29 protein-coding genes are annotated in these 26,772 nt (G+C 68.5%); 10 read left to right on the top strand and 19 right to left on the bottom strand.

Going from position 1 to position 26,772, the window contains the following annotated elements:
- Nucleotides 1–8: 8 nt before the first annotated feature.
- A complete protein-coding gene (locus tag GGQ62_RS11280; protein ID WP_152577230.1) occupies nucleotides 9–1,349 on the top strand; it encodes an amidohydrolase in 1,341 nt (446 codons plus the stop codon).
- Nucleotides 1,350–1,355: 6 nt separating this feature from the next.
- Here GGQ62_RS11280 and GGQ62_RS11275 read toward each other — a convergent pair whose 3' ends face one another.
- The 6 genes from GGQ62_RS11275 to GGQ62_RS11250 form a co-directional block, all read right to left on the bottom strand.
- Nucleotides 1,356–1,892 (bottom strand): DsrE family protein, encoded by a 537-nt coding sequence (locus GGQ62_RS11275; RefSeq protein ID WP_152577231.1) that lies wholly within the window; start codon nucleotides 1,890–1,892, stop codon nucleotides 1,356–1,358.
- Nucleotides 1,889–2,845 carry an NAD(P)H-dependent flavin oxidoreductase gene (locus GGQ62_RS11270; protein WP_152577232.1) on the bottom strand — a complete coding sequence of 319 codons (957 nt, stop codon included), beginning with the start codon at nucleotides 2,843–2,845 and terminating at the stop codon, nucleotides 1,889–1,891. Before GGQ62_RS11270 ends, GGQ62_RS11275 begins: the two co-directional genes overlap by 4 nt.
- Nucleotides 2,842–3,039, bottom strand: a complete 198-nt coding sequence (locus tag GGQ62_RS11265; RefSeq protein ID WP_152577233.1) for a DUF559 domain-containing protein — start codon at nucleotides 3,037–3,039, stop codon at nucleotides 2,842–2,844. The genes GGQ62_RS11270 and GGQ62_RS11265 overlap by 4 nt, the downstream gene beginning before the upstream one ends.
- Nucleotides 3,040–3,193: 154 nt before the next feature.
- Entirely contained in the window at nucleotides 3,194–4,630 is a 1,437-nt protein-coding gene (locus GGQ62_RS11260) for an aldehyde dehydrogenase family protein (protein WP_152577234.1), read from the bottom strand.
- A 68-nt stretch (nucleotides 4,631–4,698) separates the two neighbouring features.
- Nucleotides 4,699–4,920 (bottom strand): DUF2061 domain-containing protein, encoded by a 222-nt coding sequence (locus GGQ62_RS11255; RefSeq protein ID WP_152577235.1) that lies wholly within the window; start codon nucleotides 4,918–4,920, stop codon nucleotides 4,699–4,701.
- A 94-nt stretch (nucleotides 4,921–5,014) separates the two neighbouring features.
- Nucleotides 5,015–6,328, bottom strand: coding sequence for an amidohydrolase (locus GGQ62_RS11250; RefSeq protein WP_152577236.1), 1,314 nt, complete (start codon nucleotides 6,326–6,328; stop codon nucleotides 5,015–5,017).
- Between GGQ62_RS11250 and GGQ62_RS11245 the strand changes: the two genes are divergently transcribed.
- From GGQ62_RS11245 to GGQ62_RS11235, 3 genes are read left to right on the top strand one after another with little or no spacing between them, the layout of a single operon-like run.
- A complete protein-coding gene (locus tag GGQ62_RS11245; protein WP_152577237.1) occupies nucleotides 6,327–7,760 on the top strand; it encodes a TolC family protein in 1,434 nt (477 codons plus the stop codon). The genes GGQ62_RS11250 and GGQ62_RS11245 overlap by 2 nt on opposite strands.
- Nucleotides 7,761–7,772: 12 nt before the next feature.
- On the top strand, nucleotides 7,773–9,545 hold the full coding sequence (locus GGQ62_RS11240) for a type I secretion system permease/ATPase (protein WP_152577238.1): 1,773 nt from the start codon (nucleotides 7,773–7,775) through the stop codon (nucleotides 9,543–9,545).
- A 12-nt stretch (nucleotides 9,546–9,557) separates the two neighbouring features.
- The gene (locus GGQ62_RS11235; protein ID WP_152577239.1) at nucleotides 9,558–10,865 is read left to right on the top strand and encodes an HlyD family type I secretion periplasmic adaptor subunit; all 1,308 of its coding nucleotides are present in this window, start codon (nucleotides 9,558–9,560) and stop codon (nucleotides 10,863–10,865) included.
- Nucleotides 10,866–10,871: 6 nt separating this feature from the next.
- Here GGQ62_RS11235 and GGQ62_RS11230 read toward each other — a convergent pair whose 3' ends face one another.
- Together GGQ62_RS11230 and GGQ62_RS11225 are read right to left on the bottom strand one after the other, a co-directional pair.
- Entirely contained in the window at nucleotides 10,872–11,402 is a 531-nt protein-coding gene (locus GGQ62_RS11230) for a J domain-containing protein (RefSeq protein WP_152577240.1), read from the bottom strand.
- A gap of 13 nt (nucleotides 11,403–11,415) precedes the next feature.
- Entirely contained in the window at nucleotides 11,416–12,009 is a 594-nt protein-coding gene (locus tag GGQ62_RS11225; protein ID WP_152577241.1) for a DUF937 domain-containing protein, read from the bottom strand.
- Between the two features lie 116 nt (nucleotides 12,010–12,125).
- On the opposite strand from GGQ62_RS11225, the gene GGQ62_RS11220 reads away from it, so the two are divergent.
- Nucleotides 12,126–13,364, top strand: a complete 1,239-nt coding sequence (locus GGQ62_RS11220; protein WP_152577242.1) for an MFS transporter — start codon at nucleotides 12,126–12,128, stop codon at nucleotides 13,362–13,364.
- A 27-nt stretch (nucleotides 13,365–13,391) separates the two neighbouring features.
- Here the strand turns inward: GGQ62_RS11220 and GGQ62_RS11215 are convergent, their stop codons facing one another.
- Complete coding sequence (locus GGQ62_RS11215) at nucleotides 13,392–14,831, bottom strand: mannose-1-phosphate guanylyltransferase/mannose-6-phosphate isomerase (protein ID WP_152577243.1); 1,440 nt, start codon at nucleotides 14,829–14,831, stop codon at nucleotides 13,392–13,394.
- A 140-nt stretch (nucleotides 14,832–14,971) separates the two neighbouring features.
- On the opposite strand from GGQ62_RS11215, the gene GGQ62_RS11210 reads away from it, so the two are divergent.
- Complete coding sequence (locus GGQ62_RS11210) at nucleotides 14,972–16,441, top strand: capsule assembly Wzi family protein (protein ID WP_167649592.1); 1,470 nt, start codon at nucleotides 14,972–14,974, stop codon at nucleotides 16,439–16,441.
- 1 nt (nucleotide 16,442) lies between these two features.
- Here the strand turns inward: GGQ62_RS11210 and GGQ62_RS11205 are convergent, their stop codons facing one another.
- The 8 genes from GGQ62_RS11205 to GGQ62_RS11170 are packed head-to-tail and all read right to left on the bottom strand — an operon-like array spanning nucleotide 16,443 to nucleotide 21,425.
- Nucleotides 16,443–17,498: a calcium:cation antiporter gene (locus tag GGQ62_RS11205; protein WP_152577245.1), complete on the bottom strand. Its 1,056-nt coding sequence runs from the start codon at nucleotides 17,496–17,498 to the stop codon at nucleotides 16,443–16,445.
- A gap of 17 nt (nucleotides 17,499–17,515) precedes the next feature.
- A complete protein-coding gene (locus GGQ62_RS11200) occupies nucleotides 17,516–18,442 on the bottom strand; it encodes an acyl-CoA thioesterase (RefSeq protein WP_152577246.1) in 927 nt (308 codons plus the stop codon).
- A complete protein-coding gene (locus tag GGQ62_RS11195) occupies nucleotides 18,439–18,978 on the bottom strand; it encodes a glycosyltransferase (RefSeq protein WP_152577247.1) in 540 nt (179 codons plus the stop codon). Before GGQ62_RS11195 ends, GGQ62_RS11200 begins: the two co-directional genes overlap by 4 nt.
- Nucleotides 18,927–19,376 (bottom strand): glycosyltransferase family 28 protein, encoded by a 450-nt coding sequence (locus GGQ62_RS11190; RefSeq protein WP_152577248.1) that lies wholly within the window; start codon nucleotides 19,374–19,376, stop codon nucleotides 18,927–18,929. The genes GGQ62_RS11195 and GGQ62_RS11190 overlap by 52 nt, the downstream gene beginning before the upstream one ends.
- A gap of 57 nt (nucleotides 19,377–19,433) precedes the next feature.
- Nucleotides 19,434–20,444, bottom strand: coding sequence for an LLM class flavin-dependent oxidoreductase (locus tag GGQ62_RS11185; RefSeq protein ID WP_243446628.1), 1,011 nt, complete (start codon nucleotides 20,442–20,444; stop codon nucleotides 19,434–19,436).
- A complete protein-coding gene (locus GGQ62_RS11180) occupies nucleotides 20,441–20,662 on the bottom strand; it encodes a DUF1289 domain-containing protein (RefSeq protein WP_243446076.1) in 222 nt (73 codons plus the stop codon). Before GGQ62_RS11180 ends, GGQ62_RS11185 begins: the two co-directional genes overlap by 4 nt.
- Complete coding sequence (locus tag GGQ62_RS11175) at nucleotides 20,659–21,078, bottom strand: ABA4-like family protein (protein ID WP_152577250.1); 420 nt, start codon at nucleotides 21,076–21,078, stop codon at nucleotides 20,659–20,661. Before GGQ62_RS11175 ends, GGQ62_RS11180 begins: the two co-directional genes overlap by 4 nt.
- Complete coding sequence (locus tag GGQ62_RS11170; protein WP_152577251.1) at nucleotides 21,075–21,425, bottom strand: hypothetical protein; 351 nt, start codon at nucleotides 21,423–21,425, stop codon at nucleotides 21,075–21,077. The genes GGQ62_RS11175 and GGQ62_RS11170 overlap by 4 nt, the downstream gene beginning before the upstream one ends.
- Before the next feature lie 124 nt (nucleotides 21,426–21,549).
- Between GGQ62_RS11170 and GGQ62_RS11165 the strand changes: the two genes are divergently transcribed.
- From GGQ62_RS11165 to GGQ62_RS11150, 4 genes are read left to right on the top strand one after another with little or no spacing between them, the layout of a single operon-like run.
- Nucleotides 21,550–22,536 (top strand): adenosine kinase, encoded by a 987-nt coding sequence (locus tag GGQ62_RS11165; RefSeq protein WP_152577252.1) that lies wholly within the window; start codon nucleotides 21,550–21,552, stop codon nucleotides 22,534–22,536.
- Nucleotides 22,536–23,201, top strand: coding sequence for a pyrimidine 5'-nucleotidase (locus GGQ62_RS11160; RefSeq protein ID WP_152577253.1), 666 nt, complete (start codon nucleotides 22,536–22,538; stop codon nucleotides 23,199–23,201). The genes GGQ62_RS11165 and GGQ62_RS11160 overlap by 1 nt, the downstream gene beginning before the upstream one ends.
- Nucleotides 23,198–24,034, top strand: coding sequence for a 2,3,4,5-tetrahydropyridine-2,6-dicarboxylate N-succinyltransferase (locus tag GGQ62_RS11155; protein WP_167649589.1), 837 nt, complete (start codon nucleotides 23,198–23,200; stop codon nucleotides 24,032–24,034). The genes GGQ62_RS11160 and GGQ62_RS11155 overlap by 4 nt, the downstream gene beginning before the upstream one ends.
- Nucleotides 24,035–24,036: 2 nt before the next feature.
- Complete coding sequence (locus tag GGQ62_RS11150) at nucleotides 24,037–24,957, top strand: hydroxymethylglutaryl-CoA lyase (protein WP_152577255.1); 921 nt, start codon at nucleotides 24,037–24,039, stop codon at nucleotides 24,955–24,957.
- 44 nt (nucleotides 24,958–25,001) lie between these two features.
- Here the strand turns inward: GGQ62_RS11150 and GGQ62_RS11145 are convergent, their stop codons facing one another.
- Entirely contained in the window at nucleotides 25,002–25,934 is a 933-nt protein-coding gene (locus tag GGQ62_RS11145; RefSeq protein WP_152577256.1) for an electron transfer flavoprotein subunit alpha/FixB family protein, read from the bottom strand.
- On the bottom strand, nucleotides 25,931–26,680 hold the full coding sequence (locus tag GGQ62_RS11140) for an electron transfer flavoprotein subunit beta/FixA family protein (RefSeq protein WP_152577710.1): 750 nt from the start codon (nucleotides 26,678–26,680) through the stop codon (nucleotides 25,931–25,933). Before GGQ62_RS11140 ends, GGQ62_RS11145 begins: the two co-directional genes overlap by 4 nt.
- Nucleotides 26,681–26,772 lie beyond the last annotated feature (92 nt).

The raw sequence follows: 26,772 nt of genomic DNA, 5'->3' as shown, positions 1-26,772 counted from the left end.
CTTTTGCCATGTCGTTTGCCACGCGCCTGCGGTGCCTCGGATTTGCAGCAACCCTGGTTGCCGCGCCGGCGCTCGCCGCTCCGGTATCGCCGGCGCTCATTGCCAAGGCCAGCGCCGCCATCGATGCCGATTCGGCGCGGCTGACGGCAATCTTCAAGGATCTGCACCAGCATCCCGAAATCGCCTTCACCGAAACCCGCACCGCCGGGATCGTCGCCCGCGAACTCAAGGCACTCGGCTATGCGGTGACGACCGGCATCGGCAAGACCGGCGTCGTCGGTGTGCTGCGCAACGGACCCGGCCCGACATTGTGGTTCCGCGCCGACATGGATTCCAATTCCGTGCTGGAAGCGACCGGCCTGCCCTGGGCGGCGACCACCCCGCAGCGACTCGCCGATGGCTCCGAGATTCCGGTGATGCACGCCTGCGGCCATGACGCCCATGTCACCTGGCTGCTCGGCCTTGCCAAGGCGATGACGACGCTCAAGGCGGATTGGTCGGGAACGCTGGTGGTCTATGCCCAGCCGGCCGAGGAAATCGGCATGGGCGCCCAGGCGATGGTCAAGGACGGGTTGCTGACACGCGGCTTTCCCAAACCCGACCTGGCCCTTGGCAGCCACGCCGTACCCTTGGCAGTCGGCGTCGCCGTCAACGCCCCGGGGGTGCGCATGGCCGGCACCGACCAGCTCGACGTCACCTTCACCGGCGTCGGCGGCCATGGCTCATCGCCGGAACTCGCCATCGATCCCGTCGTCATGGCGGCGCAGGCGGTGCTGGCGTACCAGACCATCGTCAGCCGCTCGGTCGATCCGCAGGCGCCTTCCGTGCTGACCGTCGGCGCCGTCGAGGCGGGACGCGACAACAATGTCATCCCGGCCAGCGCCGAACTGCGGCTGAACCTGCGCTGGTTCGATCGGGCGACCCGCGATCGGCTGCTGACGCGGATCGACGAGATCAACAAGGGCATCGTGCTCGGCGCCGGCCTGCCCGAAGCCAAGGTGCCGGTCCGCGAGATGAAGGGCAGCGCCGGCCCGCTGCGCAACGACCCCACGCTCGTCGCCGCCGTCACGCCGGCGCTGACGACGCTGCTCGGCGACGGCAAGCTGTTGACCGATTTCCCGTCCGTCATGGGGTCCGAAGACTTTCAGGAGGCGTTTGCCGGCACCGATGTGCCCTATACCTTCCTGCTCATCGGCATCGCCGAACCGGCGCGTTTCGCCGCCGCCAAGGCCGCCGGGCGGCCCTTCCCCTTCGCCAACCACAACAACGACTTCGCCATCGACCTGCCGGCTATTCCGCTCGGCGCCAAGATCGACACCGTGGCGGCACTGGCGCTGCTGGCGAAGTAACCGGCGTCAGAACGGGATCAGCGTATAGCCCTGCATGCCGAGCAGGGCATGCGCGCTCGATGCCGAGATCGCCATCTTCACCCCGGGCAACAGGTCGGCGTTGGCGACCCCCTGCGCCGCGGCGCTCTGCCCGCACACATAGAAATCGACATTGTGCGCGAGCAGCTTTGCCACCAGCGCCGCCGTGGCGTTGGTCTTGCCGCCGGTGCGCGCCGCATAGGGCGCCGGGCGCAGCAGGTCGACGATCGCCTTGCTGTGGACGACATAGGCGACATGGATGTCCGCCTCCGGCACCCCGGCCTCGACATGGGCGTTGAGAAAGCGCGCCGCCGATTCGAAGCGGGTGTTGACGGTGCCCGGCGTCGCCTGGCCGGTCACATCGAAGGTGACCTTGAACACCGTGCCCTTGGGAATGACCATGTCGCTGGCGATCGTCGCCACCGGCGCGACGTCGGGCAGGACCGGGCCGGGGTGGAATGCGGGTGTCTGCGCCGCCGCCGGCATCGCCAGCAGCAGCGCCGCCCCGAACACCGGCCGCATCATGCCGCCCTGGGCATACGGCCGAGAACGGCTTCGGCTTCCGCCACGATCTGGTGGACGATCTCGCCGGCCGGCAGGATATTGTGGATGCCGCCGCCGCCCTGGCCCGCCGCCAGGCACTGGGTTGCCGGATCGACATTGTCGACGACACCGGCGATCGGCCCCAGCCGGTTGAGCTGGACCGATTCGGCGACCTGGGCGGCAAAGGGCTTGGCGTCGCGGTTGTCGAAATCGCGGTTGCTGTCATTGACGATGGCGCGCAGCGTCTTGCCGGTGAACACCTTGCTGATCATCGTGTCGCTTTCGCTCATGGCGACGATGGCGTCCTTGTACGGTTGGCCGGCATGGGCTTCCTCGCTGGCGATGAAGCGCGTGCCGAGCCAGACGCCGGCACAGCCGAACGACAGCGCCGCGACCAGCCCGCGGCCGTCGAACAGCCCGCCCGCGGCGATGACCGGAATGTCGACGGCGTCGACGACCTGCGGCCACAGCGCGACACTCGCGACGGAACCGGTATGGCCGCCGCCTTCCGTCCCCTGCGCGATGATGACGTCGCAGCCGGCCTCGGCGGCCTTTACGGCATGGCGGACATTGCCGGCCATGCACATGACGATGACGCCGGCGGCCTTCAGCTCCTCGACGATCGCCACCGGCACCCCCAGCCCGGCGATGAACGCCCTGGCGCCGCCCTTGATGATGACATCGACACTGGCGGTCAGCGATTCGGGCTGGGCGGTCAGCAGGTCGACGCCGAACGGCTTGTCGGTCAGATCGCGCACCCGCGCCATCTGGTCGGCAATGCCGCGCGGCGACACCCCCGCCATGCCGAGCGAGCCGAAACCACCCGCCGCCGACACCGCGGCACAGACTTCGGCATAGGACACCCCGCCCATGCCGGCGAGGAGAACGGGATGCTCGACACCGAGCAGGTCGCAGATCTTGGTGTGGATGGTCATGAAATCTTCTCCTTCCTTCCCCTCTCCCCTTGAGGGAGAGGGGCGGCGCGCAGCGCCGGGGTGAGGGTACGTAACGCCGTCAAAATAGTCACATAAACTTGCGCCGGCCGTTCCAGCACCTCGGCATTGGCGAAGCGCAGCACCGTCAACCCGCGCTCGCCGAGCCAAGCCGTGCGGCGCGCGTCATCTGCCAGAGGTCTTTTTCCGCCGGCGTCGCATCGGCCCGCAGCAGGCGCGCCCGGGGGACCAGTGCTTCGGCATCATAGTTCGGTCGATGCGGCACTCGCCCTCACCCCGGCTCGCTGCGCTCGCCACCCCTCTCCCTCGCGGGGAGAGGGGAAGCCCGGATTATTCCGCCGCTTCCGCGGCACCCCAGCCAAGAATCGCCTTGGTCTCGAGGAAGTCCGTAAAGGCGTGGTCGCCCCATTCGCGGCCATTGCCCGACTGTTTGTAGCCGCCGAACGGCGCCATCATGTCGGGCGCGGCATAGTTGATCGCCACCTGGCCGGCGCGCAGCGTGCGCGCCACCTTGCGGGCGTGTTCGGCGTCGCCCTGAATATAGGCGGCAAGGCCATAGACCGTGTCATTGGCGATCGCGACGGCCTGTTCCTCGCTCTGGTACGGCAGCATGGCGAGAACCGGCCCGAAGATTTCCTCGCGCGCGATCGTCATGTCGTTCGACACATCGGCAAAGATCGTCGGCTTGACATAATAGCCTTTGTCGAGCCCTTCCGGCCGCCCGGTGCCGCCGGTGACAAGGGTCGCGCCTTCATCGATGCCCTTCTGGATCAGCCCCTGGATCTTCGTCCATTGCGTTTCGCTGACCACCGGCCCCATCGCGGCATTGCCATCGGGCGAACCCACGGTCGTTGCTTCGGCGGCGGCCTTGGCGATCGCCTTCGCAGCCTCCATCTTGGCCGCCGGGACCAGCATCCGGGTCGGCGCGTTGCACGACTGGCCGCTGTTGGTCATCACCGACTTGACGCCGCCGGCGACCGCGACTTCCAGATCAGCGTCATCGAGGACGATGTTGGGCGACTTGCCGCCCAGTTCCTGATGGACGCGCTTGACCGTCGGCGCCGCATTCTTCGCCACCTCGATGCCGGCGCGGGTGCTGCCGGTGAAGCTGACCATATCGACTTCCGGATGCGACGACAGCGCCGCGCCAACCGTCGGCCCATCGCCATTGACGAGGTTGAACACCCCGGCCGGGACCCCGGCGGCATGCATCACCTCGGCCCACAAAATCGCCGAAAAGGGCGCGATTTCCGACGGCTTCAGCACCATCGTGCAGCCGGTGGCAATGGCGGGGACCACCTTGCAGGCGATCTGGTTGATCGGCCAGTTCCACGGCGTGATGAAGGCGCAGACGCCGATCGGTTCATGCGCGATCAGCGTCGATCCGCGCAGCTCCTCGAACTTGTAGTTCTTCAGCACCTCGATGCCGGTCATCAGATGGCCGACACCGATGGCGGCCTGCGCCTGCATGGCGAGCCAGCCCGGCGCGCCCATTTCCTCGGTGATCGCCGCGGCGATCTCGGCAAACCGCTCCTGATACTTGCCGAGGATATTCTGCAAAAGCTCGATCCGGTCGGCACGGCTGGTCTGCGAATAGCCGGCAAAGGCCTTGCGCGCCGCCATCACCGCACGGTCGGCGTCCCTGGCGCTGCCCATCGAAATGACGCCGGCGACGGCCTCGGTGGCGGGGTTGATGACGTCGACCTGCGCCGGCACGGCCGGGTCGACCCACTCGCCATCGATGTAGAATTTCAGATATTCGCGCATGGTGATGCACTCCCAAGGATCGTCGGCGGCCTTTTAGCACGCCCGACCCCGGCTGCACCCTGACGTTTTCAGCGAGCCGGCTGCAACGCCTGGCGCCCCTGCCGCCACGTCGCCCAATCGAAGCGCCAGGCGCGCTCGTGGAAAAAGAACGCCACGGCGTTGATGCACGGTTCGATGATGGCGATGCCGCCGGCGATCTGCCAGCTTCCGGTCATCGCATAGGCGACGCTGAACCCGATGGTCAGGTGGATGGTCAGATAGGTCAGTGTCTTGGCGATTTCCTGGCGCATGGTGCCTCCTTGGCGCCCATATTGCGAACCGTTCGCAAACTCGCAAGCCAAGCCTGTCACTTACGGCCATCGAGGGAATCGATGGTGCAGGCCGTCAGGGCTTGGCGAGCAGGTCCATCGCCGCGGCCGTCATCGCCTCGACGCCCGTGGCGATCGTCGGCGCCGGGTCGGGGGCCCAGCCGCTGTTGTGCAGCGACGGCAGCGACGTGCCCTTGGCCTGGGCTTCGTCCCAGCGCGCCTGGTTGACCCCGCCCAGCCAGAAAATCACCGTCTCGATCGACGGGTCGGCAAGGCCATAGGCGTTGAAATCCTCGCTCGCCATCGACGGGTTGAGCGTCACCACCCGGTCGGGGCCGAACGTCTTCGTGAACACGCGCGTCACCCGCTCCGCCAGCGCCGGCGTGTTGCGCGTCGGTGCGGTGCCGCGCTCGATGGTCACCACCGGCAGCAGATCGTCGGGAATGCCCGCCGCAATCGCCTCGCCGCGCGCCACCCGGGCGATGCCATCGGTCAGCCGCTGCTGCTGGGCGCTGTCGTACGACCGCACCGTCAGCTGCATCTTGACCTCGTCGCCGATGATGTTGTGCCGCGTGCCGCCATGGATCGACCCGACGGTGATCACCGCCGGCTGGAACGGGTCGTTCTCCCGGCTGGTCAGCGTCTGCAACCCCTGGATGATGTTGGCGGCGAGCACCACCGGGTCCTTCGTCGTCTGCGGATAGGCGCCATGGCCGCTGACCCCGCGGACGGTGATGTCGACCGACGACGACGAGGACAGCGCCGCCGCCGCCGGCACCGACACCTTGCCCGCCGGCATGCGGTTGTCGTCGTGCAGCGCCAGCGCGAACTGCGGCTTGGGAAAGCGCGTGTACAGCCCGTCCTTCAGCATCGCCGCGGCGCCGCGCACGATCTCCTCCGCCGGCTGCGCCACCATCACCAGCGTGCCCGACCATTCGGCGCGCCGCTTCGCCATTTCCCGCGCCGTGCCGACCCAGACCGACATGTGGATGTCATGGCCGCAGGCGTGCATCACCGGCGTGTCCGACCCGTCGGCGGCCTTGCCCATCGCCGTGCTGGCAAAGGGCAGGCCCGTCGCTTCCTTGACCGGCAGACCGTCCATGTCGGTGCGCACTAAAAGCACCGGGCCAGGGCCGTTAACCATCACGGCGACGACGCCGGTGCCCCCCACCTTTTCGGTGACGGCAAAACCGGCGGCGCGCGCCTCGGCGGCCATCACGGCAGCCGACCGGGTTTCCTGCAGACTGAGTTCGGGGTGGCTGTGAAGATCCTTGTAAAGCGCGACGAGATCACCGCCGGCCTTCGGCAAGGGCGCCTGGGCGTGGAGGGGACCGGCTGCGGTCAACACCGTCAGGGCGGCAAGCACGGCGGAACGGCGGGGGCTGGTCATGGCGCAGCCTAGCCCGGCGGGCGGCCGCCGCGCAACGCCCGGCGGCGGCCGCGCCCTGCTCTGGCGCGTCGCCGGCATCGGCGCACTGGTCGCCGCCGCCCCGGCACCGGCGCAGCTGGTGCTGCCGCCCCCCGGCGGCGACCCGCGCACCATCGACTTCGCCAAGGATCCGGTGCTGCGTTTCGTGTCGGGCGGCATCGGCGCAGACGCCTTCACCGCCGCCATCGCCGCCGCCGTCAGCCGCCACCCCGCCGTCGCCGAGGCCGCGGCCGGCACCGACACCGCCCGTGCCCAGCGCCGCGAGGTCCGCACCGGGCTGTTCCCGACCCTGTCCGCATCGCTGGTCGGCAGCCAGTCGCTGGCGCGCGATTTCGTCGATACCAGCGCCGCCGTCGAACGCTTGCTGCCGCGTGGCCGCACCGATGCCGCGATCAATGCCGATCAGCTGGTCTTCGACTTCGGCGCCACCGGCGGCCGCATCGCCGGTGCGTCGGCACGCGTCCGCGCCGCTGCGGCCGATGCCGACCGCGCCGCCACCGCCACCGCCCTGTCGGCGATCACCGCCTGGTACCAGCTGGTCGCCTATCAGGCGCTGACCGAGCTGTCCGACGCGATGATCGCCCGCCACCGCGCCATCGTCGATGATACCGGCGCCCGCGTTGCTGCCGGCATCGGCGCCGGCGGCGACATGGCACGGGCCGAGGCCAGCCTTGCCGATGCGATCGGCGAGGCCGCCGGCAGCGCCCGCGCGCTGGCGACCGCCCGGGCCCGCTATCGCGAAAGCTTCGGCGCCGTGCCGCCGGCGCGGGCGCTCTATCCGGCCTCCACCGGCCTTGCACCGTCCAGTCTGGATGCGACCCGCCTGCAAGGCCTGCGCAGTCCCGACGTCGCCGCCGCCGAGGCGCTGGCCGCTGCCGCGCGTGCCGAGGCGCGCGCCGCCCGTGCCGATGCGCTGCCGCGCCTGTCGGCCGGGGTCGGCGGCACCCGCTTCAACGTCTTCGGCCAGGGCCCCAATTACGACGTGCGCGGCCAGGTCGTGCTGCGCCAGTCGCTGTCCACCGGCGGCGCCGAAGCGGCGCGCATCGCCGCCGCCGACGCCCGCGCCCGCGCCGCGGAGGCCGCCGCCGAACGGGTGCGCGCCGAAGCCGAACGCGATGCCGAAGCGGCGTTCGGTGACGCCCGGGTCCTCGATGCGTCGGCCGGGGCGCTTGCCGACGCCTATCGCGCCAACCGCCGCAACCGCGACATCACCGCCGAACAGTTTCGCCTCTCGCGCGGCACGCTGATCGACCTCCTCCAGACCGAGGCCGAATATTCTGCCGCCGCCCGCGCCCTGCTGCTCGGCAGCGTCGAGCGCGATCTCGCCCGTTACACGCTGCTGGCGCGCACCGGCCAGCTGCTCCGCCATTTCGACATCACGACCCGGAACTGAGGGACCCCCGCCATGTCCGCGCTGCCACCCCCCACCGACTTTCAGGCCGCCATTGCCGCCACGGCGCCGCCGCGGCCGCTGCTGTCGCCTGGCCCCGGCGACTGGTTGCGGGCGCCGCTGTGGGCCAATCGTGGCCTGTTCGGCCAGGTCGCCCTCGCCGCGGTCCTCATCAACCTGCTCGCCATGGCGGCGGCGCTGTTCTCGATGGCGGTCTACAACAAGGTGGTGCCGAGCGGCGCCACCGGGTCGATGGTGGCGCTGGTCACCGGCATGGCCTTCATCATCGTCTTCGACTTCGTGCTGCGCGGGCTGCGTGGCTATTTTGTCGACGTCGCCGGCCAGAATATCGACCGTGTGCTCGGCGAACAGCTGTTCGACCGGCTGCTGGCAATGAAACTGGCCGATCGGCGCGGCTCCAACGGTGCCTTTGCCGGGCTGCTGCGCGAATTCGAGACGCTGCGCGAATTCTTCGCCTCGGCCACCATCGCCGCGATCGTCGATGTGCCCTTCGTGCTGCTGTTCATCGGAGTCATCGCGCTCGTTGCGCCGCCGCTGGCGCTGGTGCCGCTGCTCGCCGTCCCCATCGTCATCGGTGTCGCCTGGCTGGCGCAACCGCTGCTCGCCCGGTTGTCGGCGGCCAACCTCGCCGAATCGCTCGGCAAGCAGGGCGTCATCGTCGAAACGATCGCCGGCCTCGAAACCGTCAAGTCGAGCCAGGCCGGCCCGCTGCTGGCACGGCGCTGGCAGTCGGCGGTGGCGCAACAGGCGGCGATCGCGTTGCGCCAACGCTCGGTTGCAGCCCTCGCCGTCAATGTCGCCGCCGTCATGCAGACCATCGTCTATGTCGCCACCATCGCGCTCGGGGTGACGCTGATCGCAGCGGGCAGCCTGTCGATGGGTGCCATGGTCGCCGCGTCGATGCTGGCCGGTCGCGCCGTGGCGCCGCTCGGCCAGATCGCCGCGCTGCTCACCCGGCTATCGAACACGCGCGACGCCTATCATGCGCTCGACAGGCTGATGACCGGTGCCGGCGAAATCGACCATGCGCCGCTGCGCCGCGCCACCCTGTCGGGCCGGATCGCCTTTCGCCGCGTCAGCTTCCGCTATCCCGGCAGCCCGACGCTGGCGCTCGACGATGTCAGCTTCGATATCGCGCCGGGCGACCGCGTCGCCATCATCGGCCGCGTCGGATCGGGCAAATCGACGATCGCGCGGCTCGTTCTGGGCCTGTACCAGCCCGAATCGGGTGCCGTGATGGTGGACGACGCCGATGTGCGGCAGCTGCACCCCGATGATCTGCGCGCCAATATCGGATCGGTGTTGCAGGATGTGGTGCTGCTGTCGGGCAGCATTCGCGACAATATCGCCCTTGGTGACGCGCGCATCGACGACGCAGCCGTGCTGCGTGCCGCCCGGCTGTCGGGGGCACATGACTTCATCGGTGCGCTGCCGGGCGGCTATGACGTGACGCTCGCCGATCGCGGCGAAGGCCTGTCGGGGGGCCAGCGCCAGGCCATCGCCATCGCCCGCGCCCTTGCGGTCGCCGACACGGCGCTACCAAGGCCCATCCTCGTCCTCGACGAACCGACGAGCGCGATGGATTCGGGGTCGGAGGAAGCCTTGGTCAGTCGTTTGGAGGCCGAAGTCGCCGGCCGCACCATCGTCCTTGTCACCCACCGCCAGTCGATGCTGCGCCTCGCCACCCGCGTCATCGTCCTCGATGGCGGCCGCATCGTCACGCAGGGGCCACGCGACGACGTCCTCAAATCACTCGCCATCGCCTGAAGGGACGCTTCGATGCTGCACTCCGCACCCACCACCGGCGTCATGACCGGCGCGACGCCACTTGCCGCGACCCGCATCATGCTTTGGTCGATCACCGGATTCCTCGTTGCCATGATCGGCTGGGCCGCCGTGGCGGAGGTCAATGAAACCGCCACCGCCCCCGGCCGCATCGTGCCGCAACACCAATTGCAGGTCGTCAGCAACCTGGAAGGCGGCGTCGTCACCGCCATATGGGCGAAACCGGGGCAGAAGGTCGCCGCCGGCCAGTCGCTGCTGCAGCTCGACCCCGCCGCCGCCCAGGCCGATTTCGGCCGCAGCAGCGCTGCCGCCAATGCGCTTCGCGCCCGGATCGCGCGGCTGGAGGCCGAAGTCGCCGGCACGACGCCGGTGTTTCCGGCCGCGCTGGAAGCGGCCGCACCGGGCGCCGTCGCCGCCGAACGCGGGCTCTGGGCCGCGCGCCGCCGCGACACGGCGAGCCGCAGCGCCGGCGGCAGCGCCCGCCGCGATGGCGCCGACCGCGCGCTTGCCGAAGCGCAGGCGGCCGCCACCGCCGCCGCCGAAGCCCGCGCCCAGGCGGCGCGCGAAGTCGCGATGCTGGCGCCGCTGGTCGACAAGGGGATCGAGCCGCGAATCAGCCTCGATCGTGCCCGGTCGACGCTGGTACAGGCCGATGCCGGCGCCGCCGGCGCGCTGCAGGCGGTATCGCGCGCCCGCGCCGCGCTGGCGGAGGCGGTCGCTGCCATGGCCGGCAGCCGCGACAGCAGCCGCGCCGATGCCGGCAACGATCTGGCGCTGGCGCGCGCCGAACTCGCCGCCCAGTCCGCCGCCCTCCCCGCCATGCAGCGCCGGCTGGAACGCACCGACGTGCGCAGCCCGATCGCCGGCATCGTCCAGCGGGTGATGCCCGCCACCATCGGCGGCAGCATCGCCCCGGGCGCGCCGCTCGCCGAAATCGTGCCGACAGGCGGCGGGCTGGTGGTCGACGTGCGGGTCCGGCCGCGCGACATCGCCTTTGTCCACATCGGCCAGCCGGCGGCGGTCAAGCTGACCGCCTATGACGCCAGCGTCTATGGCAGACTGGACGGGCGGGTGACGCAGATCTCGCCCGATGCGGTGATCGACGATCGTGGCGGCGAAGGCTGGTACCAGGTCCGCATCGCCACGGCGGCCGAAGCGCTGACCGGCCCCGGCGGCCGGCGCCTGCCGGTCGGCGCCGGCATGGTCGCCGATGTCGACCTGCTGGGGCCGCCGCGCACCGTGCTGTCGTACCTGTTCAGCCCCATCGCCAGGCTGCGCGACACCGCATTCCGCGAACGCTGAGCGCGGTCAGGACCCAGCGGTGCGCGCCGCATCGGCGTCGCTGAGCACCTGCCACGCCGCCTGGATGGCGCGAAAGCGCACCGCGGCGTCCGGGTCGCTGCCGGCGACATCGGGGTGGCTGGCCTTGGCGGCGGTGCGCCAGGCGACCTTGACGACGGTCATGTCGGCATCCGGGTCACAGCCGAGAACCGCCAGTGCGTCGAGCTCGGCACGGCTGCGGCTGCCGTCGCCGGCACCGCCCCATTCCCAATGCGCCGATCGGCGATAGCTGGTCTGCGCCGATTCGTCGGCGGCCCGCGCCGCCGCTTCCTCGGCCGACAGGCCGGCAAAATAATCCCAGTTGGCGTTGTATTCGGCGGCATGGGCGGCACAGAAATACCAGCGTTCCGGCCGATTGGCTGCCTTTGGCGCCGGGCAGTCGCCGACGTTGGTGCAGCCATGGCGGTCGCACAACCGCACCTCGGCCGCCGCGCCGCCGCTGCCATAGGGCCGCCAGCGCGGAAACCCCCAGTCATCGGTGCGGCGGGAACGGGCCATCGGGAATCGTGCCTCAGCGCTTCAGGAACTTCGACGCCATCCCCAGGATGTCGTCGAACGGGCTGCCGTCCTTATTGGCATCGAGCATCCCCAGCAAGGCGCCCGCGGCCCCCGACTGCCCGCCGCCACCCCCCAGCATGCCCCCGATCAGCCCGCCAAGGCCCCCGGCCTGCCCCGCCACAGCCCCGCCCGGTGCCGCCACGGTCCCGGTCGCATTGCCCAGCGCACTCGCCGCGATCGTCGCGATCATCGGCAGCAGCGCCTTCAACGCGCCGATATCGAGCCCGGTCTGGCTCGCCGCCTGCGCCGCCACCGCCCGCGACACATCCTTGCTTCCAAAGATATTGCCAAGGATTTCATTGCCTTGCGACACCGCACCGTCGCCCGCCGCTGACCCCGTGTACGATGCCGCCATGCCGGCAAGCTGGTCGACAATCGATGCATTCCCGGCCTGCGCCTGCCGCGCCATGCCGCCGGTAACCGCCGGAACCAACGCCGCCATCGCCGCCTGGGTCTGGTCCGGCGTCAAACCGACGCGGGCCGCCATTGCCGCAACGCCATCGGCCCCTCCCATGCGCGCGATCATCTCCATCAATTGCTGTGCCATCGCGCTATCCCCTCACGGCGCCGCTGCCATCGCTGTCAGGATAGCGGCTGTTGCCGGGCACGGCGAGTCCCGCCCGGCAGTGGCGTTCCCGGTACAAACGCGGCAAGGTCACCGAGATGTTCGCGCTTCTTGCCACCCGGCGCTTCGGGCCGCTGTTCGCCACCCAGTTCCTGGGCGCGTTCAACGACAATCTGTTCAAAACGGGGCTGATTTTCCTGGTCGCCTTTCACCTCCGTGCCGGCGACCCGGTGGCGGCGGCAACGCTCGCCACGGTCGCGGCCGGTGTGTTCATCGTGCCGTTCGTCCTGTTTTCGGGCATCGCCGGCGAAGTCGCCGATGCCCGCGACAAGGCGATGATCGCGCGGGGGGTCAAGATTGCCGAAATCGCCTTCATGGCATTGGGTGCGCTGGCGTTGGCCATCGAATCGGTGCCGCTGGCGCTGGTGGTGGTGTTTCTGATGGGCGCCCATTCGACCATCTTCGGCCCGGTCAAATACGCCATCCTGCCGCAGCACCTGGCGCCGGGCGAACTGCTCGCCGGCACCGGCCTTGTCGAAGGCGCGACCTTCGTTGCCATCCTGCTCGGCCAGATCGCCGGCGGCCTGCTGCCGACAGGCTGGGTCGGGCCGGTGGCGATCGCTGTTGCGCTTGTCGGCTGGCTGGCATCGCGCGCCATCCCGACGGCACCCCCGGCGAGCCGTGTCGCGATCGACTGGAACCCCCTGACCGCCAGCCGCCGGGCGCTCAGCGAAGCGTTCGGCCATCGCGAACTGGCCATCGCCACGCTCTGCATTTCCTGGTTCTGGGCACTTGGCGCCGTCTACACCAGCCAGTTCGTGCCACTGGCGCGCAACGATCTCGGCGGCAGCGAAGGCGTCGCGACATTGTTCCTCGCGGCCTTCTCGATCGGCGTCGCGATCGGTTCGGCCGGCGTGGGCAGGCTGCTCGGCGGGCGCGTCTCGACACGGCTGTCACCCTGGGCGGGGCTTGTCATGGCACTGGCCGGGATCGACCTGTGGTTCGCCGAACGCGCCCTTCATGGCAGCGCCGGCGACATCGCCACCTTCCTCGCCGATCCCCGCGGCTGGCGCGTCCTCGCCGACCTGACCATATTGGCGATCGCCGGCGGCATCTTCTCGGTGCCGCTGTACGGGATCCTGCAAACCGCCACCGACCCCGCCAGCCGCTCGCGCGCCATCGCCGCCAACAACATCGTCAACGCCGGCTTTCAAGTCACTGCGGTGCTGGGGATCGGCGTTGCGATAAGCCACGGCGTTTCGGTGCCGACAGCGCTGGTCGGCGCCGGGCTGACCGTCGTACTGCTCATACCAATGCTGCGAAAACTGCCGCGGTAAGCAACAGCCTTCGGTCGTTTCTACAGGCTAAACCCGCGCATAATTGTCCTCGAAGCGAACAATATCATCCTCACCCAGATAAGGCCCGCACTGAACCTCGATGAGGTGCAACGGCAGCTTGCCCGGATTGGCCAGACGATGCTGTGAGCCCGCCGCAATATAGACCGACTGGTTTTCGCTGACGATCTTCTCGACACCGTCGATCGTCACCACCGCCGTGCCCGATACGACGATCCAGTGTTCGGACCGGTGGTAATGAAGTTGCAGCGAGAGCTGTTCGCCGGGCTTGACGACGATCCGCTTGGTCTGGAACCGCTCGCCCTGGTCGGTCGTCTGGTACGTCCCCCAGGGGCGGTGCACGACCGATTGCAATGTGTGCCGGGTACTGTTGCGCGCCTTCAGTTCATCGACGATCCGCTTGACGTCCTGCGATTTGCAGCGCGGCACCACCAGCACCGAATCCCGGGTCGACACGACGACCATGTCATCGACACCCACCAGCGCGACGGCGATGCCATCGTCCGAACGCACCAGGCAATTGTGCGAGTCGATTGCCACGACTTCGCCCTGAACGGCGTTGCCATTGGTGTCACGTGCCGCGATCGCCCACAGCGCATTCCACGATCCGACATCGGACCAGCCGATATCGACGGGCACCACCGCGGCACGATCGGTATGCTCCATGACAGCGTAATCGACCGATATATTGGGCGAGGCAAGAAACGGTGCCGCTGCGGGCCGAGTGAATAACCGGTCGGTCGTCGCCGCTGCCATCGCCGCGTCGCAGGCGGCCGCGATGTCGGAGTCATGGCGCGCCAATTCTGCCAGATAGGCTGCCGCCCCGAACACGAAGATCCCGGCGTTCCAGGCATGGCGGCCGCCCTCGACCAGAACCTGCGCCTGCGCAACGTCAGGCTTTTCGACGAAGCGTGAAACCGCATGCACGCCAGCAAGCCCCGGCAGTTCGTCGCCGATCTCGATATAGCCATAGCCGGTTTCCGGACCATCGGGCTTGATGCCGAACGTCACCAGATAACCCTGTTGCGCCGGGCCGACAGCCGCAGCGATTGCCGCACGGAACCCCGCTTCATCGGAAATGACATGGTCCGATGGCGCGACAACCAGGATCGCATCGGGGTCGCTCGCCGCGGCAAGATGGGCCGCCAGAGCGATCGCCGCGGCCGTATTGCGGCCCTGGGGCTCAAGGATGATCGCGGCCGGTGCGCAACCGGATTCGCCAAGCTGATCGCTGATCAGGAAGCGATGGTCTTCCCCGCCGACGATGATCGGCGGGGCGAAACCGAAATCGCCACCAAACCGCGCCGTCGTCGCCTGCAACATCGATATTTCACCGACGATCGGCAGCAGCTGCTTGGGGTGAAGCGAGCGTGAAGCAGGCCACAACCGGGTACCGGACCCGCCCGACAAGATGACCGGAACGACGCGCGTCGACTTCAGCAACGACATACAACCCCAATGTTGAAGAAGAAGCACCGCATGTAGCAGGACGATATAGTCGCGACACGCAAAATCGAACGATCGCCACTAAGCACGCGGGCCTCGCGAGGCGCTGGCGCGGCCCCATTCGCACTGATATGGCCGCGCGGATGTTGAAACGGCTTACGCCTGTCCTGCTCCTTCTGGCCCAACCCGCGCTCGCTGCCCCCTGGGCCGATGTCGGTGATCGGCAGTTGCGTACCGACATCGAGGTGCTGAAGAGCGCCGGGATCATTCGCGGGCCGGTCAATTCCTGGCCGTTGCCCTGGGCGCAGATCGACAATGGCATCAACAGCATCGGCACCGTCCCGCTGGCGCCGCATGTCACAGCGGCATTGTCGCGCGTGCGGGCGCTGTCGGATCGGGCGCGGCAGACGACATCGATGGAAGTCACGCTGGCCGCCACCAACCGCGTCCAGCAGGTGCGCGATTTCGGCGGTGGTGCGCGACAGAAGGGGGATTTTGCCTATCATGGCGAAGTCGACACCGGCGCCTTCTTCGTCAGCTATGGTGCGGGCTATCGTCCGGGCCAGGTCGGCAAGGATTATCACTTCGAACCCGGCTATGTCGCGGTAAAATCAGGCAACTGGGCCGTTTATGCCGGTTTTGCGGAAATCTGGTTCGGCCCCGGCAATGACGGCACCTTGCTGTTTTCCAACAGCGCCCGGCCGTTCCCCAAGCTCGGCATCCGGCGGCTGTCACCCGATCCGCTCAACATCCCCGTGCTCAGATGGCTGGGCCCTGTAAAGGTGGAGGCGTTCGGCGGCGTCCTTGCCGAACAGCGGGACTATCGCAACCCGCTGGTCATGGGCATGCGCGTCGCCTTCGAGCCCGTGCGCGGGCTGGAGATCGGCTTGCAGCGCGCCATCCAGATGTGCGGCAGCGGCCGGCCGTGCAGTGCCGGCAGTTTCGGCAAGGCGTGGTTCGGCCTCGGCAATACCGACAACGGCAATCTCGGCAACGATCCCGGCAACCAGCTGGCGGGCTTCGACATCAGCTATGCCCGCATGATCGGCCAGGTCACCGCCAAGGCCTATTTCGAAGGCATCGCCGATGATCGCAGGAACCTGGGCCTCGCCCATTATGCCCGGCTTGGCGGTGTCCAGCTGGCCGGACCATTGGGCGGGCGCGGCGCGTCCTGGGCGGGGTTTGTCGAATATACCGACACGCTGGGCGCGAAGTTGTTCGGTGGCGGCACGGCGCCGGGCCTTGTCTACAACAGCTTCATCTATACCAGCGGGTTCACCTACAAAGGCCAGCCGATCGGCTATTCGCTGGATGGTGACACCCGCACGCTGACGGTCAGCGGCAGCGCTACGGACATTCGCAACCGGCGCTATTACGCCTCCTTCCGTCACATCGACCTCAACGTCACCGCCGGCCAGTTCATCGACACATCGCCGCGCAATCGCGTTTCGGCGACTTCGGAAACCATCAAGGTCTTCACCGTCGGGACCGAACTGCCGACACGGATCGGCGACTTCCGCATCGAAGGCCGGCTGCAGGACGATGCGCCGAACACGCCGGGCGCATCGAAGCTTTATCCAGCGATCGAGGTCGCGCTGCGCACGCGCTTCTGATTCACGGGTTTACCACGGTGAACAGATAGACGGCGAAGATCACCAGGTGGACGACACCGTTGAGCACCGTCGTCCGCCCGCTGCGCAGCGACAGCACGGCAAGGAACAGCGACAGGATCAGCAATTCCGTGTCGCGTGGCCCCAGCCCCAGGGTCAGGTTGAAGCCCATCGTCAGCGACACCACGGCGACGGCCGGGATCGTCAACCCGATCGACGCGAGCGCCGATCCCAGCGCCAGGTTGAGGCTGTCCTGCAGCCGGTTCGCGCGTGCCGCGCGCACCGCCGCCAGCCCTTCGGGCATCAGCACGATCGCGGCGATGATGACCCCGACCAGTGCCTCGGGCGCGCCCGCCGCCTCCACCGCTCCCGAAATCGTCGGTGCCAGCGCCTTGCCGGCCATGACGACACCGATCAGCGCCGCCACCAGCAGGGCCAGCGCCGCAATTGCCGTCTGGCCGGCAATGGGGTGCAGCGCTTCGATATCGTCGCGTTCGGTCAGGAAATAGTCGCGGTGGCGCACCGTCTGGGTGAAGACAAAGGTCAGGTAGAGGATGAGCGATACCGCCGCCACGAACGCCAGCTGGCCGCTCGAATAATAGGGCCCGGGCGTGTTGGCGACATTGGGCAGAACCATGGTCAGCACGGTCAGCGCCGTCAGCACGGACAGCGCCGCGTTGATGCCGGACTGGTTGAAGCCGGGCTCATGGTGCCGGGCCCCCGCAGTCAGCAGCGACAGCCCGATGATGCCGTTCATGATGATCATGACTGCGGCGAACACCGTATCGCGCGCCAGGGCGCCGGCCGCCGGGCCGCCTGCCAGCATCAGCGAGACGATCAGCCCGACTTCGATGGTGGTGACGGCGACGGCCAGCACGAGCGTGCCATAAGGTTCACCGATGCGATGCGCGATGACTTCGGCATGATGGACCGCCGCCAGCACCGCGGCGACGAGCACCGGCGCCACCACGAACCATGGCAACGCGACATCGGCGATGCTGGCGATCGCCAGGGCGAGACCGGTAAGCGGCGCTGCCCACGCCCAGATCGGAAGGCCCAACGGACCACGCTTCTTGCTCAAAAATCGTGCCTCATGCCATGCAGCACCCGTTCTTGCCCCATGGCGTGGCCAACGGGAACCCTGGTCGTGGCTGGTCGAACAGGGTCGGAAGGGATTGCAGCACGCCAGTCAACGGGTGTGTACCGCACCCGCAGGATCATCGACTGGCTTGCAGTCGCCAGCAGTTCGCCGGTCCGCGCGAACAGATGCACCCGGCCATGGACGAAGCCCTGCGACGCGGCATGGATGCGGATGTCGGCCAGCACCCAATCGGTCGGGACGATACGCGCAAAGCGGATGGTGTTGTCGAGGCTGTTGCCACCCGCCGCCGTGCCCAGGGCGTTGCCGATTCCCGACGGCAGGAAATCCGCCATCACCGCCAGTGCGATCCGGTCGATCGGGCCCGCCGTCGCGCGCGGCCGCACCCACAGCCGCGCCACGCCATCGGGGCTGGGGCCGCCTTCGGCCTGCGCCGCGCCGAACCGCCCCTGCGCCACGCGCTTTTCGAAACTGGCGTTGATATCGTCTTCGCGCCGCACCCAATTGTAATCCATCACCGGGCAGGCTGCCGGCGGCGGCACATCGGGCATCGTCGCCCATTGCGCCTCGGGCGCAGCCGGGCGCGCGCCCAGCGCTGCGTTGACCGTCAATATCTCGCTATCGCCATCGCGCACCACGACGCGCGCCTGGCTGGTGTATTTGCCGCTGACCGGCACCAGCACATCGAGCGTCAATGTCTTGTCGGGCCGTGCATAGGACAGATATTGCGCCGCCGCCCACACCGTCGGGCGGCCGGTCGCGGTTTCGATCGCCGCCAGCCCGGCGGCCATGCCGGCGCCGCCGAACAGGAACAGATTGTCGGGATGGCCGACGCACAGCTGCGGCGTGACGGCCAGGGTGAACTGCGTCGCGGTCGCACCGACGCCGAGCGATATCAATGTCATGCAGCCTCGATGAACGCGCGGATACGGTCGGTGAACTTGGGGTCGGCAAAGCGCGAGATCGGCGCCGGCGGTGCTCCCGCGTCGGCGAGCAACACCGTCGCCCGCGCCTTCAGGTCCGCGACATCGCCCGCCACATGCAGCCCAGGGCGCGCCCCGATGCTGGCGGCGGTTGCCAGCTGGTGGTCGGTATTGTGCTCGCCCTGCGCCTGCAGGCGCGCCAACATCAGCAACGGCTTGCCGGCCTCGATCGCCGAAATGATCGACCCCATGCCGGCATGGGCAACGAACAGCCGGGCGTCGGCGACGCGCTGCCGATACTCGACCACCGGCATCATCCGGACATATTTTGCATGGCGCGGCTCGTACTTGCCGCGGCCGATCTGGATTTCCACCGGCACATCGGGATGCGCCGCCGCCCATTCGTCCATGGCCTGCACCAGCCGATCGAAGGGCATCATCGACCCGACGGAAACGAACACGCCGTTCACAGCACGCTCCCCCAATGATCGACACCGGGTTCGGCGAGCTGCGGCCATTGGGTGACAACCGCCGTCGCCACCTTGCCGGCATGGCGCCCGGACCCCGACAGCACTTCGGAATTGGCGATGCTGTCGACCCACAGCGTGCGGATTCCCAAGCCCCTGGCCAGCGTCAGCACCACCAGCGGCGGCAGCGCGCCGGTGGTGACGATCACCTGCGGGCGCACCTTCGCCAGGATCCGCAGCGCGTCCCACAGGGTCAGCGGCAGCCGCCACCAGTCGGCGCGCGAGACATCGCGAAACGTCAGCAGCGGTGCCGGCGCGACGTCGACCGCTGAGGCGGCGTGGACCGTCGCGTAGGTGACGTCATGCCCGTCCCATGCCGGGCGCAGCCGCAGCAGCTGGACGAAATGGCCGCCGCCCGAAGCGATCGCGAGAATGCGTTTCCTGGCCACGCCGCACCTGTTTTCGTTGCAATGCAGCAATGCTACAGCGGAGGTGCGGCCCGCCTGTCAAGCGGCAACGGCGAGCCCGGTCATTGCCTGCATGGCGAGCGCGTAGCTGCGCTTGCGCGCGTCATGGTCGTGGAGGATGTTGACCAGCAGCACTTCGTCGGCGCCATATTCGGCGGCTGCCGTGCGAATTCCGGCGCGCACCGTTTCCGGCGACCCTGCCACCACCCGGCGCCCGGCGCGCGCCCGGTCGAGCTCGGGCCGGTCCGCCAGCCACGCCAGCGCCGTTTCGACGTCGGGCACCGCGATCGACCGGCCGGTCAGCAGATGCGCGAACATCATCCGCGCCGGCGCCGCCAGCCGCTGCGCCTCGGCATCGGTATCCGCCACCACCGTCCACAGGGCGATGGCGACGTGCGGCACGTCGCCCGCATGCCGCGCCACGAACTGCTGGCGATAGGCCGCAGCGATGTCGCCCTGCCGGGCATAGATGAAATCGGCAAAGCAATAGGGCAGGCCCAGGTCGCCGGCAAAGGCGGCGCTGTCGGACGATGAGCCGAGCACCCAGGGTTCGGGGGCGTGCGGCAGGCCCGGCAACGTCGCTGCATAGGCGGCAAAGGGATGGTCGGCGGGCAGGCTGTTTTCCAGATAGCCGATCAGTTCGGCCAGCTGGTTGGGGAAATCATGCGGTGCCTGCTGGCGCCGGTCGCGCTGCAACGCCACCGCCGTGCGCTGGTCGCTGCCCGGTGCCCGGCCCAGCCCCAGGTCGATCCGCCCCGGATGGAGCCCGGCAAGCAGGCTGAAGGTTTCGGCGACCTTCAGGGGCGAATAATGCGGCAGCATGACACCGCCCGAACCGATCCGCATCCGATGCGTCGCGGCCGCCACCGCGGCGATCAGGATCTCGGGCGCACTGCCCGCCAGCGCGGGGGAGGCATGATGTTCCGCCAGCCAATAGCGGTGGTAGCCCAGCGCCTCGCAATGGCGCGCCAGGTCGATCGAATTGGCCAGCGCCGCCGCCGGGGTGGTGCCCGCAGCGATCGGCGTCTGGTCGAGGACGGACAGAATCACCAGCTTACTCCCAGCCGCTTGCGGATGACCCGCGTCGGCAATTGGTCGAGGATCGCCTGCCGCTCGGCGTCATCCGCGCGCGGCCAGCGCGTGATCTCGTCGACGGTGCGCCGACAGCCTTCGCACCAGCCGCTGCGGCGGTCGATGCGGCAGACGTTGGTGCACGGCGAAACCACGGTCATCGCCGCCGATATGGGTTCGCGCTGCGGTTTTGTCATCGCCGTGCCGCCTTGATGACCAGATAGAGCAGCAAACCCACCGGCCCCGCCAGGAAGGTCAGCGCTAGGCAGGGAATGAGCAGCCAGTGCGGCACCCGCGCCGTCGGCGCGTCGGCGACCTGCCACGATCCGACAAACAGGTCGAACGCCAGATAATGGACCCAGCCGGCGAGCAGCGCCTCGGGTGTCGACAGCAGCAGCCGCACCCCGGCCAGCGTATCGAACCCCGCGCCCGCCGGCAGGCCAGGCCCGGCCAGTCCCGCCACCAGCAGGGCGAGATAGGCGCCGCACAGGATCGCCACGACCCAGCGCGCGATACCGACTGCCAGCCCGCGCCGCAGCGGTGCCGCCACCAGCGCCAGCCAGCCGAGCAGCACGAAGCTGCTGAACAGTTCGAACAGCCGGTCGGGACTCATCTGCCCGGCACGATCAGCGACAGGCAGGCGCCGGGATCGATCCGGCTGCCGTCGGGCTTGCGCGCCGCCGCGGTGCGCACATGCGGCACGCCGCCGGGCGTCGCCGGATAGAGATAGACGTCGAGAACGCAGACCGGTCGCACGAACTGCAGCTGCCGGGCGGGGCCCTCGGTGCGATCGAGCGATGCCGGTCCGAGCAGCCGTGTCACCGCCGCTGCATCCTGCCCGATCAGCCGCTGCAGGCCCGGCGGTGGCGGGGCCGGCGGCGGCGGCGCCACAACGGGCGCCGGAGTCGCGGCGCAACCCGCCAGCACCAGTGCCGGCAGCAGTTGCCAAACAACCTTCATCACTCTCTCCCTACAGCCGCCAACTCTAGGCGTTGCGGCCGCCGTGACAAGCAGGGATGACGCCGCCGCCGGCTTCCGTTAGGGACCGTCCATTCCGTCACAATGCCAAGGCCTGTTCCCGATCATGTCCGCACGCCACCACGTTCTTGCCATCGGCAACGCCCTTGTCGATGTCATCACCGCTGCCGAACCGGCTTTCCTCGAAGGCCAGGGCATCCCCAAGGGCGTGATGCGACTGATCGGCGCGGACGAGGCCGAAACCCTGTATGCCGCCATGGGGCCGGGGCGCGAGATCAGCGGCGGTTCGGCGGCCAACACGCTGGCCGGCATGGCCACGCTGGGCGCCCGCACGGTGTTCGTCGGCCGTGTCGCCGATGACCAGCTCGGCCGCGTCTTCGCCCATGACATTCGCGCCGCCGGCGTCGATTTCACCACCCCGGCGTCGACCGCCGGCGCCCCCACCGGCCGCTGCCTGATCGTCGTCACCCCCGATGGCGACCGCACCATGAACACCTTCCTCGGTGCCTGCCAGGAATTGTCCGAAGCCGATATCGACGCCGACATGGTCGCGGCGTCGGACATTCTTTATCTCGAAGGCTATCTGTGGGACCCGGTTGCCCCCCGCGCCGCGATGCGCAAGGCCATTTCCATCGCCCGCGCCAACAACCGCAAGGTGGCGCTGACGCTGTCGGACGTGTTCTGCGTCGAAGGCCACCGCGCCGATTTCAAGGCGCTGCTCGAAAGCCATGTCGACCTGGTGTTCGGCAATGAGCACGAGGTCTGCGCGCTTTACCAGACCGACCTCGACACCGCGATGTCCGAGCTGGCCAAGCACAGCTGCACCACCGTCGTCACCCGCTCCGGCGCCGGCGCCGTGGTCATCGCCGATGGTCGCCACCATGTCGTGCCCGCCGAACCGGCGACGCGCGTGCTCGACACCACCGGCGCCGGGGACCTGTTCGCCGGCGGCTTCATGGCGGCGATGGTGGAAGGCCGCTCGCTGCCCGATTGCGCACGTGTCGGCTGCATCGCCGCCGCCGAAGTCATCAGCCACTATGGCGCCCGGCCCGAAGCCGATCTGAAGGCGATCGTGAAGGCCCGCCTCGGCTGATGCTCGCCCATATCGACGCTTGGATCTTCGATCTCGACAACACGCTGTACCCGGCGAGCGCCCAGCTGTTTGCCCAGATCGACGCCCGAATGGGGGCCTTCATCCAGCGCCGGCTCGGCATCAATGCCGACGAGGCCTTTCGCGTCCAGAAGGGCTTTTTCCATTCGCACGGCATGACCCTGCCGGGGCTGATGGCGCATCACGGCGTCGACCCGCGCGAGTTCCTCGCCGATGTCCATGATGTCGATGTCGATGTGGTCGCGCCGCACCCCGAGCTGGCGGCGCTGATCGCCCGGCTGCCGGGGCGCAAGTTCGTCTTCACAAACGCCGATGCGCCCTATGCAACGCGCGTGCTGGCCCGGCTGGGCCTGTCGGAAAGCTTCGACGCCCTCCACGACATCCATGCGCTCGACTATGTGCCCAAGCCGCAGCCATCGGCCTATGCCGGCATGTGCGCGGCGCACGACATCGATCCGACACACGCCGTCTTCGTGGAGGACATGGCCCGAAACCTGATCCCGGCGAAAGCCATCGGCATGACGACGGTGTGGATCGACAACGGCTCCGAACAGGGGCCCGACGAACGCCGCGATCACATCGATTACACCATCACCGACGTCGCCAGCTGGCTGACCGGCGTCGTCGCCGCGCTGGAGACCAAATGAGCATCGAATCGACGATCAACACCGCGTGGGATGCGCGTGACACGGTGTCCGTGACCACCGGCGGCGACATTCGCAGCGCGGTCGATGCGGCGCTGGCCGGGCTGGACGCCGGTGAATTGCGCGTTGCCGAGCCCGATGGCGCCGGCGGCTGGACGACGCACCAGTGGCTGAAAAAGGCCGTGCTGCTGTCGTTCCGCCTCAACCCCAATGTCGCCATCCCCGGCGGCCCCGGCGGCGGCGGCTGGTGGGACAAGGTGCCGTCGAAGTTCGACGGCTGGGACGAAAGCCGTTTCGCCGCGGCCGGTTTTCGCAGCGTTCCCGGCGCCATCGTCCGCCGCGGTGCCTATATCGCGCCCGGCGCCATCCTGATGCCCAGCTTCGTCAACATCGGCGCCCGCGTCGGCAAGGGGACGATGGTCGATACCTGGACGACGGTGGGCAGCTGTGCCCAGATCGGCGAGAACGTCCATCTGTCGGGCGGCGTCGGCATCGGCGGCGTCCTCGAACCGTTGCAGGCGGGGCCCGTCATCATCGGCGATGGCGCCTTCATCGGTGCACGCGCCGAAGTCGCCGAGGGCGTTGAAGTCGGCGAAGGTGCCGTGCTGTCGATGGGTGTCTATCTCGGCGCCTCGACCAAGATCGTCGATCGCGCCACCGGCCAGATTCATATCGGCAAGGTGCCGCCCTATGCCGTCGTCGTGTCGGGCACGCTGCCCGGCAAGCCGCTGCCCGATGGTTCGCCGGGGCCGGGGCTGTATTGCGGCGTGATCGTCAAGACCGTCGATGCGCAGACACGCAGCAAGACCGGCATCAACGACCTGCTGCGGGACTAGCGATGGATGCGGTCCAGATCGTCGAGGTCGGGCCGCGTGACGGCCTGCAGAACGAGGCCGGCTTTGTCGAAACCGCCGACAAGCTGGCGCTGATCGACCGGCTGGTCGCCATGGGCGCGACGCGCATCGAAGTCGCCAGCTTCGTCAACCCGCGCCGCGTGCCGCAGATGGCCGATGCGGAGGCCATCGTCGCCGCGCTGCCCGCTGCCCCGGGCGTGCGCTTCATCGGCCTCTGCCTCAACGAACGCGGCGTCGACCGCGCTATCGCCAGCCGCGATGGCGGCGGCCGAGCGCTCGACGAAGCCGGCTGCGTGCTTGTCGCCAGCGATGGCTTCGGCATCGCCAACCAGGGCCAGACGGTCGCCGACGGCATCACCGTCAACACCGCCATGCTCGAAAAGGCCCGCGGCGCCGGGCTGTTCGCGCAGGTCACGATCTCGGCGGCCTTCGGTTGCCCTTATGACGGGCCGGTGCCGGCGGCGCGGGTCATCGACCTTGCCCGGCGGATGGCGGATGCCGGTGCGCAGGAGATCGCGCTGGCCGACACCATCGGCGTCGCGGTACCGGCCCAGGTCGGCGACCTTGTCGGCGCGGTGATCGCCGCGGTCGGTCCTGTTCCCGTCCGCCTCCACCTCCACGACACCCGCGGCATGGCCCCCGGCAACGCCTGGGCGGCGTATCAGGCCGGCTGCCGCACCTTCGATGCGGCGCTCGGTGGCCTTGGCGGCTGCCCCTTCGCGCCCGGTGCCGCCGGCAATGTCGGGACAGAAGACCTCGTCTATCTGTTCGAACGATCGGGCGTCCGCACCGGCATCACGCTCGATGCGGCGCTTGCTGCCAATCACTGGTTTGCCGGCATCATGGGCCGGCCGCTGCCGAGCCGGGTCGGCGAGGCCGGGGATTTTGCGGCTGTAACGCCGTAGCGCCTCCGGCGGGCAGGGCCGGCGGCCCTGCACCCGGTTGTGGCCTACAGCTTGCTGGTCAGTTCGGGCAGAATCGTGAACAGGTCGCCGACGAGGCCGACATCGGCCACCTGGAAAATCGGCGCTTCCTCGTCCTTGTTGATCGCGACGATGATCTTGCTGTCCTTCATGCCGGCCAGATGCTGGATGGCACCCGAAATGCCGATCGCGACATACAGTTCCGGCGCCACGATCTTGCCGGTCTGGCCGACCTGATAATCGTTCGGCGCATAGCCTGCATCGACGGCAGCACGCGAGGCACCGACAGCCGCACCCAGCTTGTCCGCAAGCGGATCGATGAACTCGTGGAACTTCTCGCTCGATCCCAGCGCCCGGCCGCCCGAAACGATGATCTTGGCAGCGGTCAGCTCCGGCCGTGCCGACTTGGTCAGCTCGGCACCTTCGAAGGTCGAAAGCCCCGAATCGGCCTGCGCCGCCACTGCTTCGACGCTGGCGGTGCCGCCGGTGGTCGCGGCCTTGGCGAAGGCGGTGCCGCGGACGGTGATGACCTTCTTGGCGTCGGACGATTTGACCGTCGCGATGGCGTTGCCGGCGTAGATCGGCCGGGTGAACGTGTCCGGCCCTTCGACCGACAGGATTTCCGAAATCTGCGCAACGTCGAGCGCCGCCGCCACGCGCGGCGCGATGTTCTTGCCGCGCGTCGTCGCCGGCGCCACGAACGCATCATAGCCCGCCATCAGCGTGACGATCAGCGGCGCGAGGTTCTCGGCCAGCGCGTCGCCATAGACGGCGTCATCCGCGAGCAGCACCTTCGACACGCCGGCAACCTGCGCCGCCGCGTCGGCAACCGCCTGCGCACCCTTGCCGGCGACGAGGATGTGGACATCGCCGCCCAAGGCCACGGCAGCGGTGACCGTCGCCAGCGTCGCGTCCTTCAGGACGGCATTGTCATGTTCGGCGAGGACGAGAACGCTCATTGCACGGCTCCGATGGTCTTCAGCTTTTCGACGAGTTCATCGACCGACTTGACCTTGATACCGGCCTGGCGCTTGCCGGGCTCGACGACCTTGAGAATGGTCAGCCGCGGTGTCGGGTCGACGCCGTAGTCGGCGGGGCTCTTGGTATCGATCTTCTTCGACTTGGCCTTCATGATGTTGGGCAGCGAGGCATAGCGCGGCTCGTTGAGGCGAAGGTCGGTGGTGACGACCGCCGGCAGCTTCAGCGCCACGGTCTCGGCACCGCCATCAACTTCGCGGGCAACATGCACCGTCTCGCCATCGACGCTGACCTTCGACGCGAACGTCCCCTGCGGCCAGCCGAGCAGCCCGGCGAGCATCTGCCCGGTCTGGTTGGCGTCGTCGTCGATCGCCTGCTTGCCCAGGATGATCAGGCCGGGGGCCTCTTCCTTGGCGATGGCGGCGAGGATCTTGGCAACGGCGAGCGATTCGGTCGTCACATCGGTGGTGACGAGGATGCCGCGATCGGCGCCCATCGCCAGCGCGGTGCGCAGCGTTTCGGTCGACTGCGTCACGCCGATCGACACGACGACGATCTCGGTGGCGACGCCCTTTTCCTTCAGGCGAATGGCTTCCTCGACAGCGATTTCGTCGAAGGGATTCATGCTCATCTTGACGTTGGCGAGTTCAACGCCGGTCTGGTCCGACTTGACCCGGACCTTCACGTTGTAATCGACGACCCGCTTGACGGGCACGAGGACCTTCATATGCGTCACTTCCCAAACTTGGTCTTTGTCGGGCGTGCTTGCAACGATGGCGCAGGCCAGTCAACCGTGCCGGGCGTCGCGCCGCGCCAGTG

Source organism: Polymorphobacter fuscus (assembly GCF_011927825.1).
Lineage (GTDB): Bacteria > Pseudomonadota > Alphaproteobacteria > Sphingomonadales > Sphingomonadaceae > Sandarakinorhabdus > Sandarakinorhabdus fusca.
This window is presented reverse-complemented; position numbering and strand designations above follow the sequence as displayed.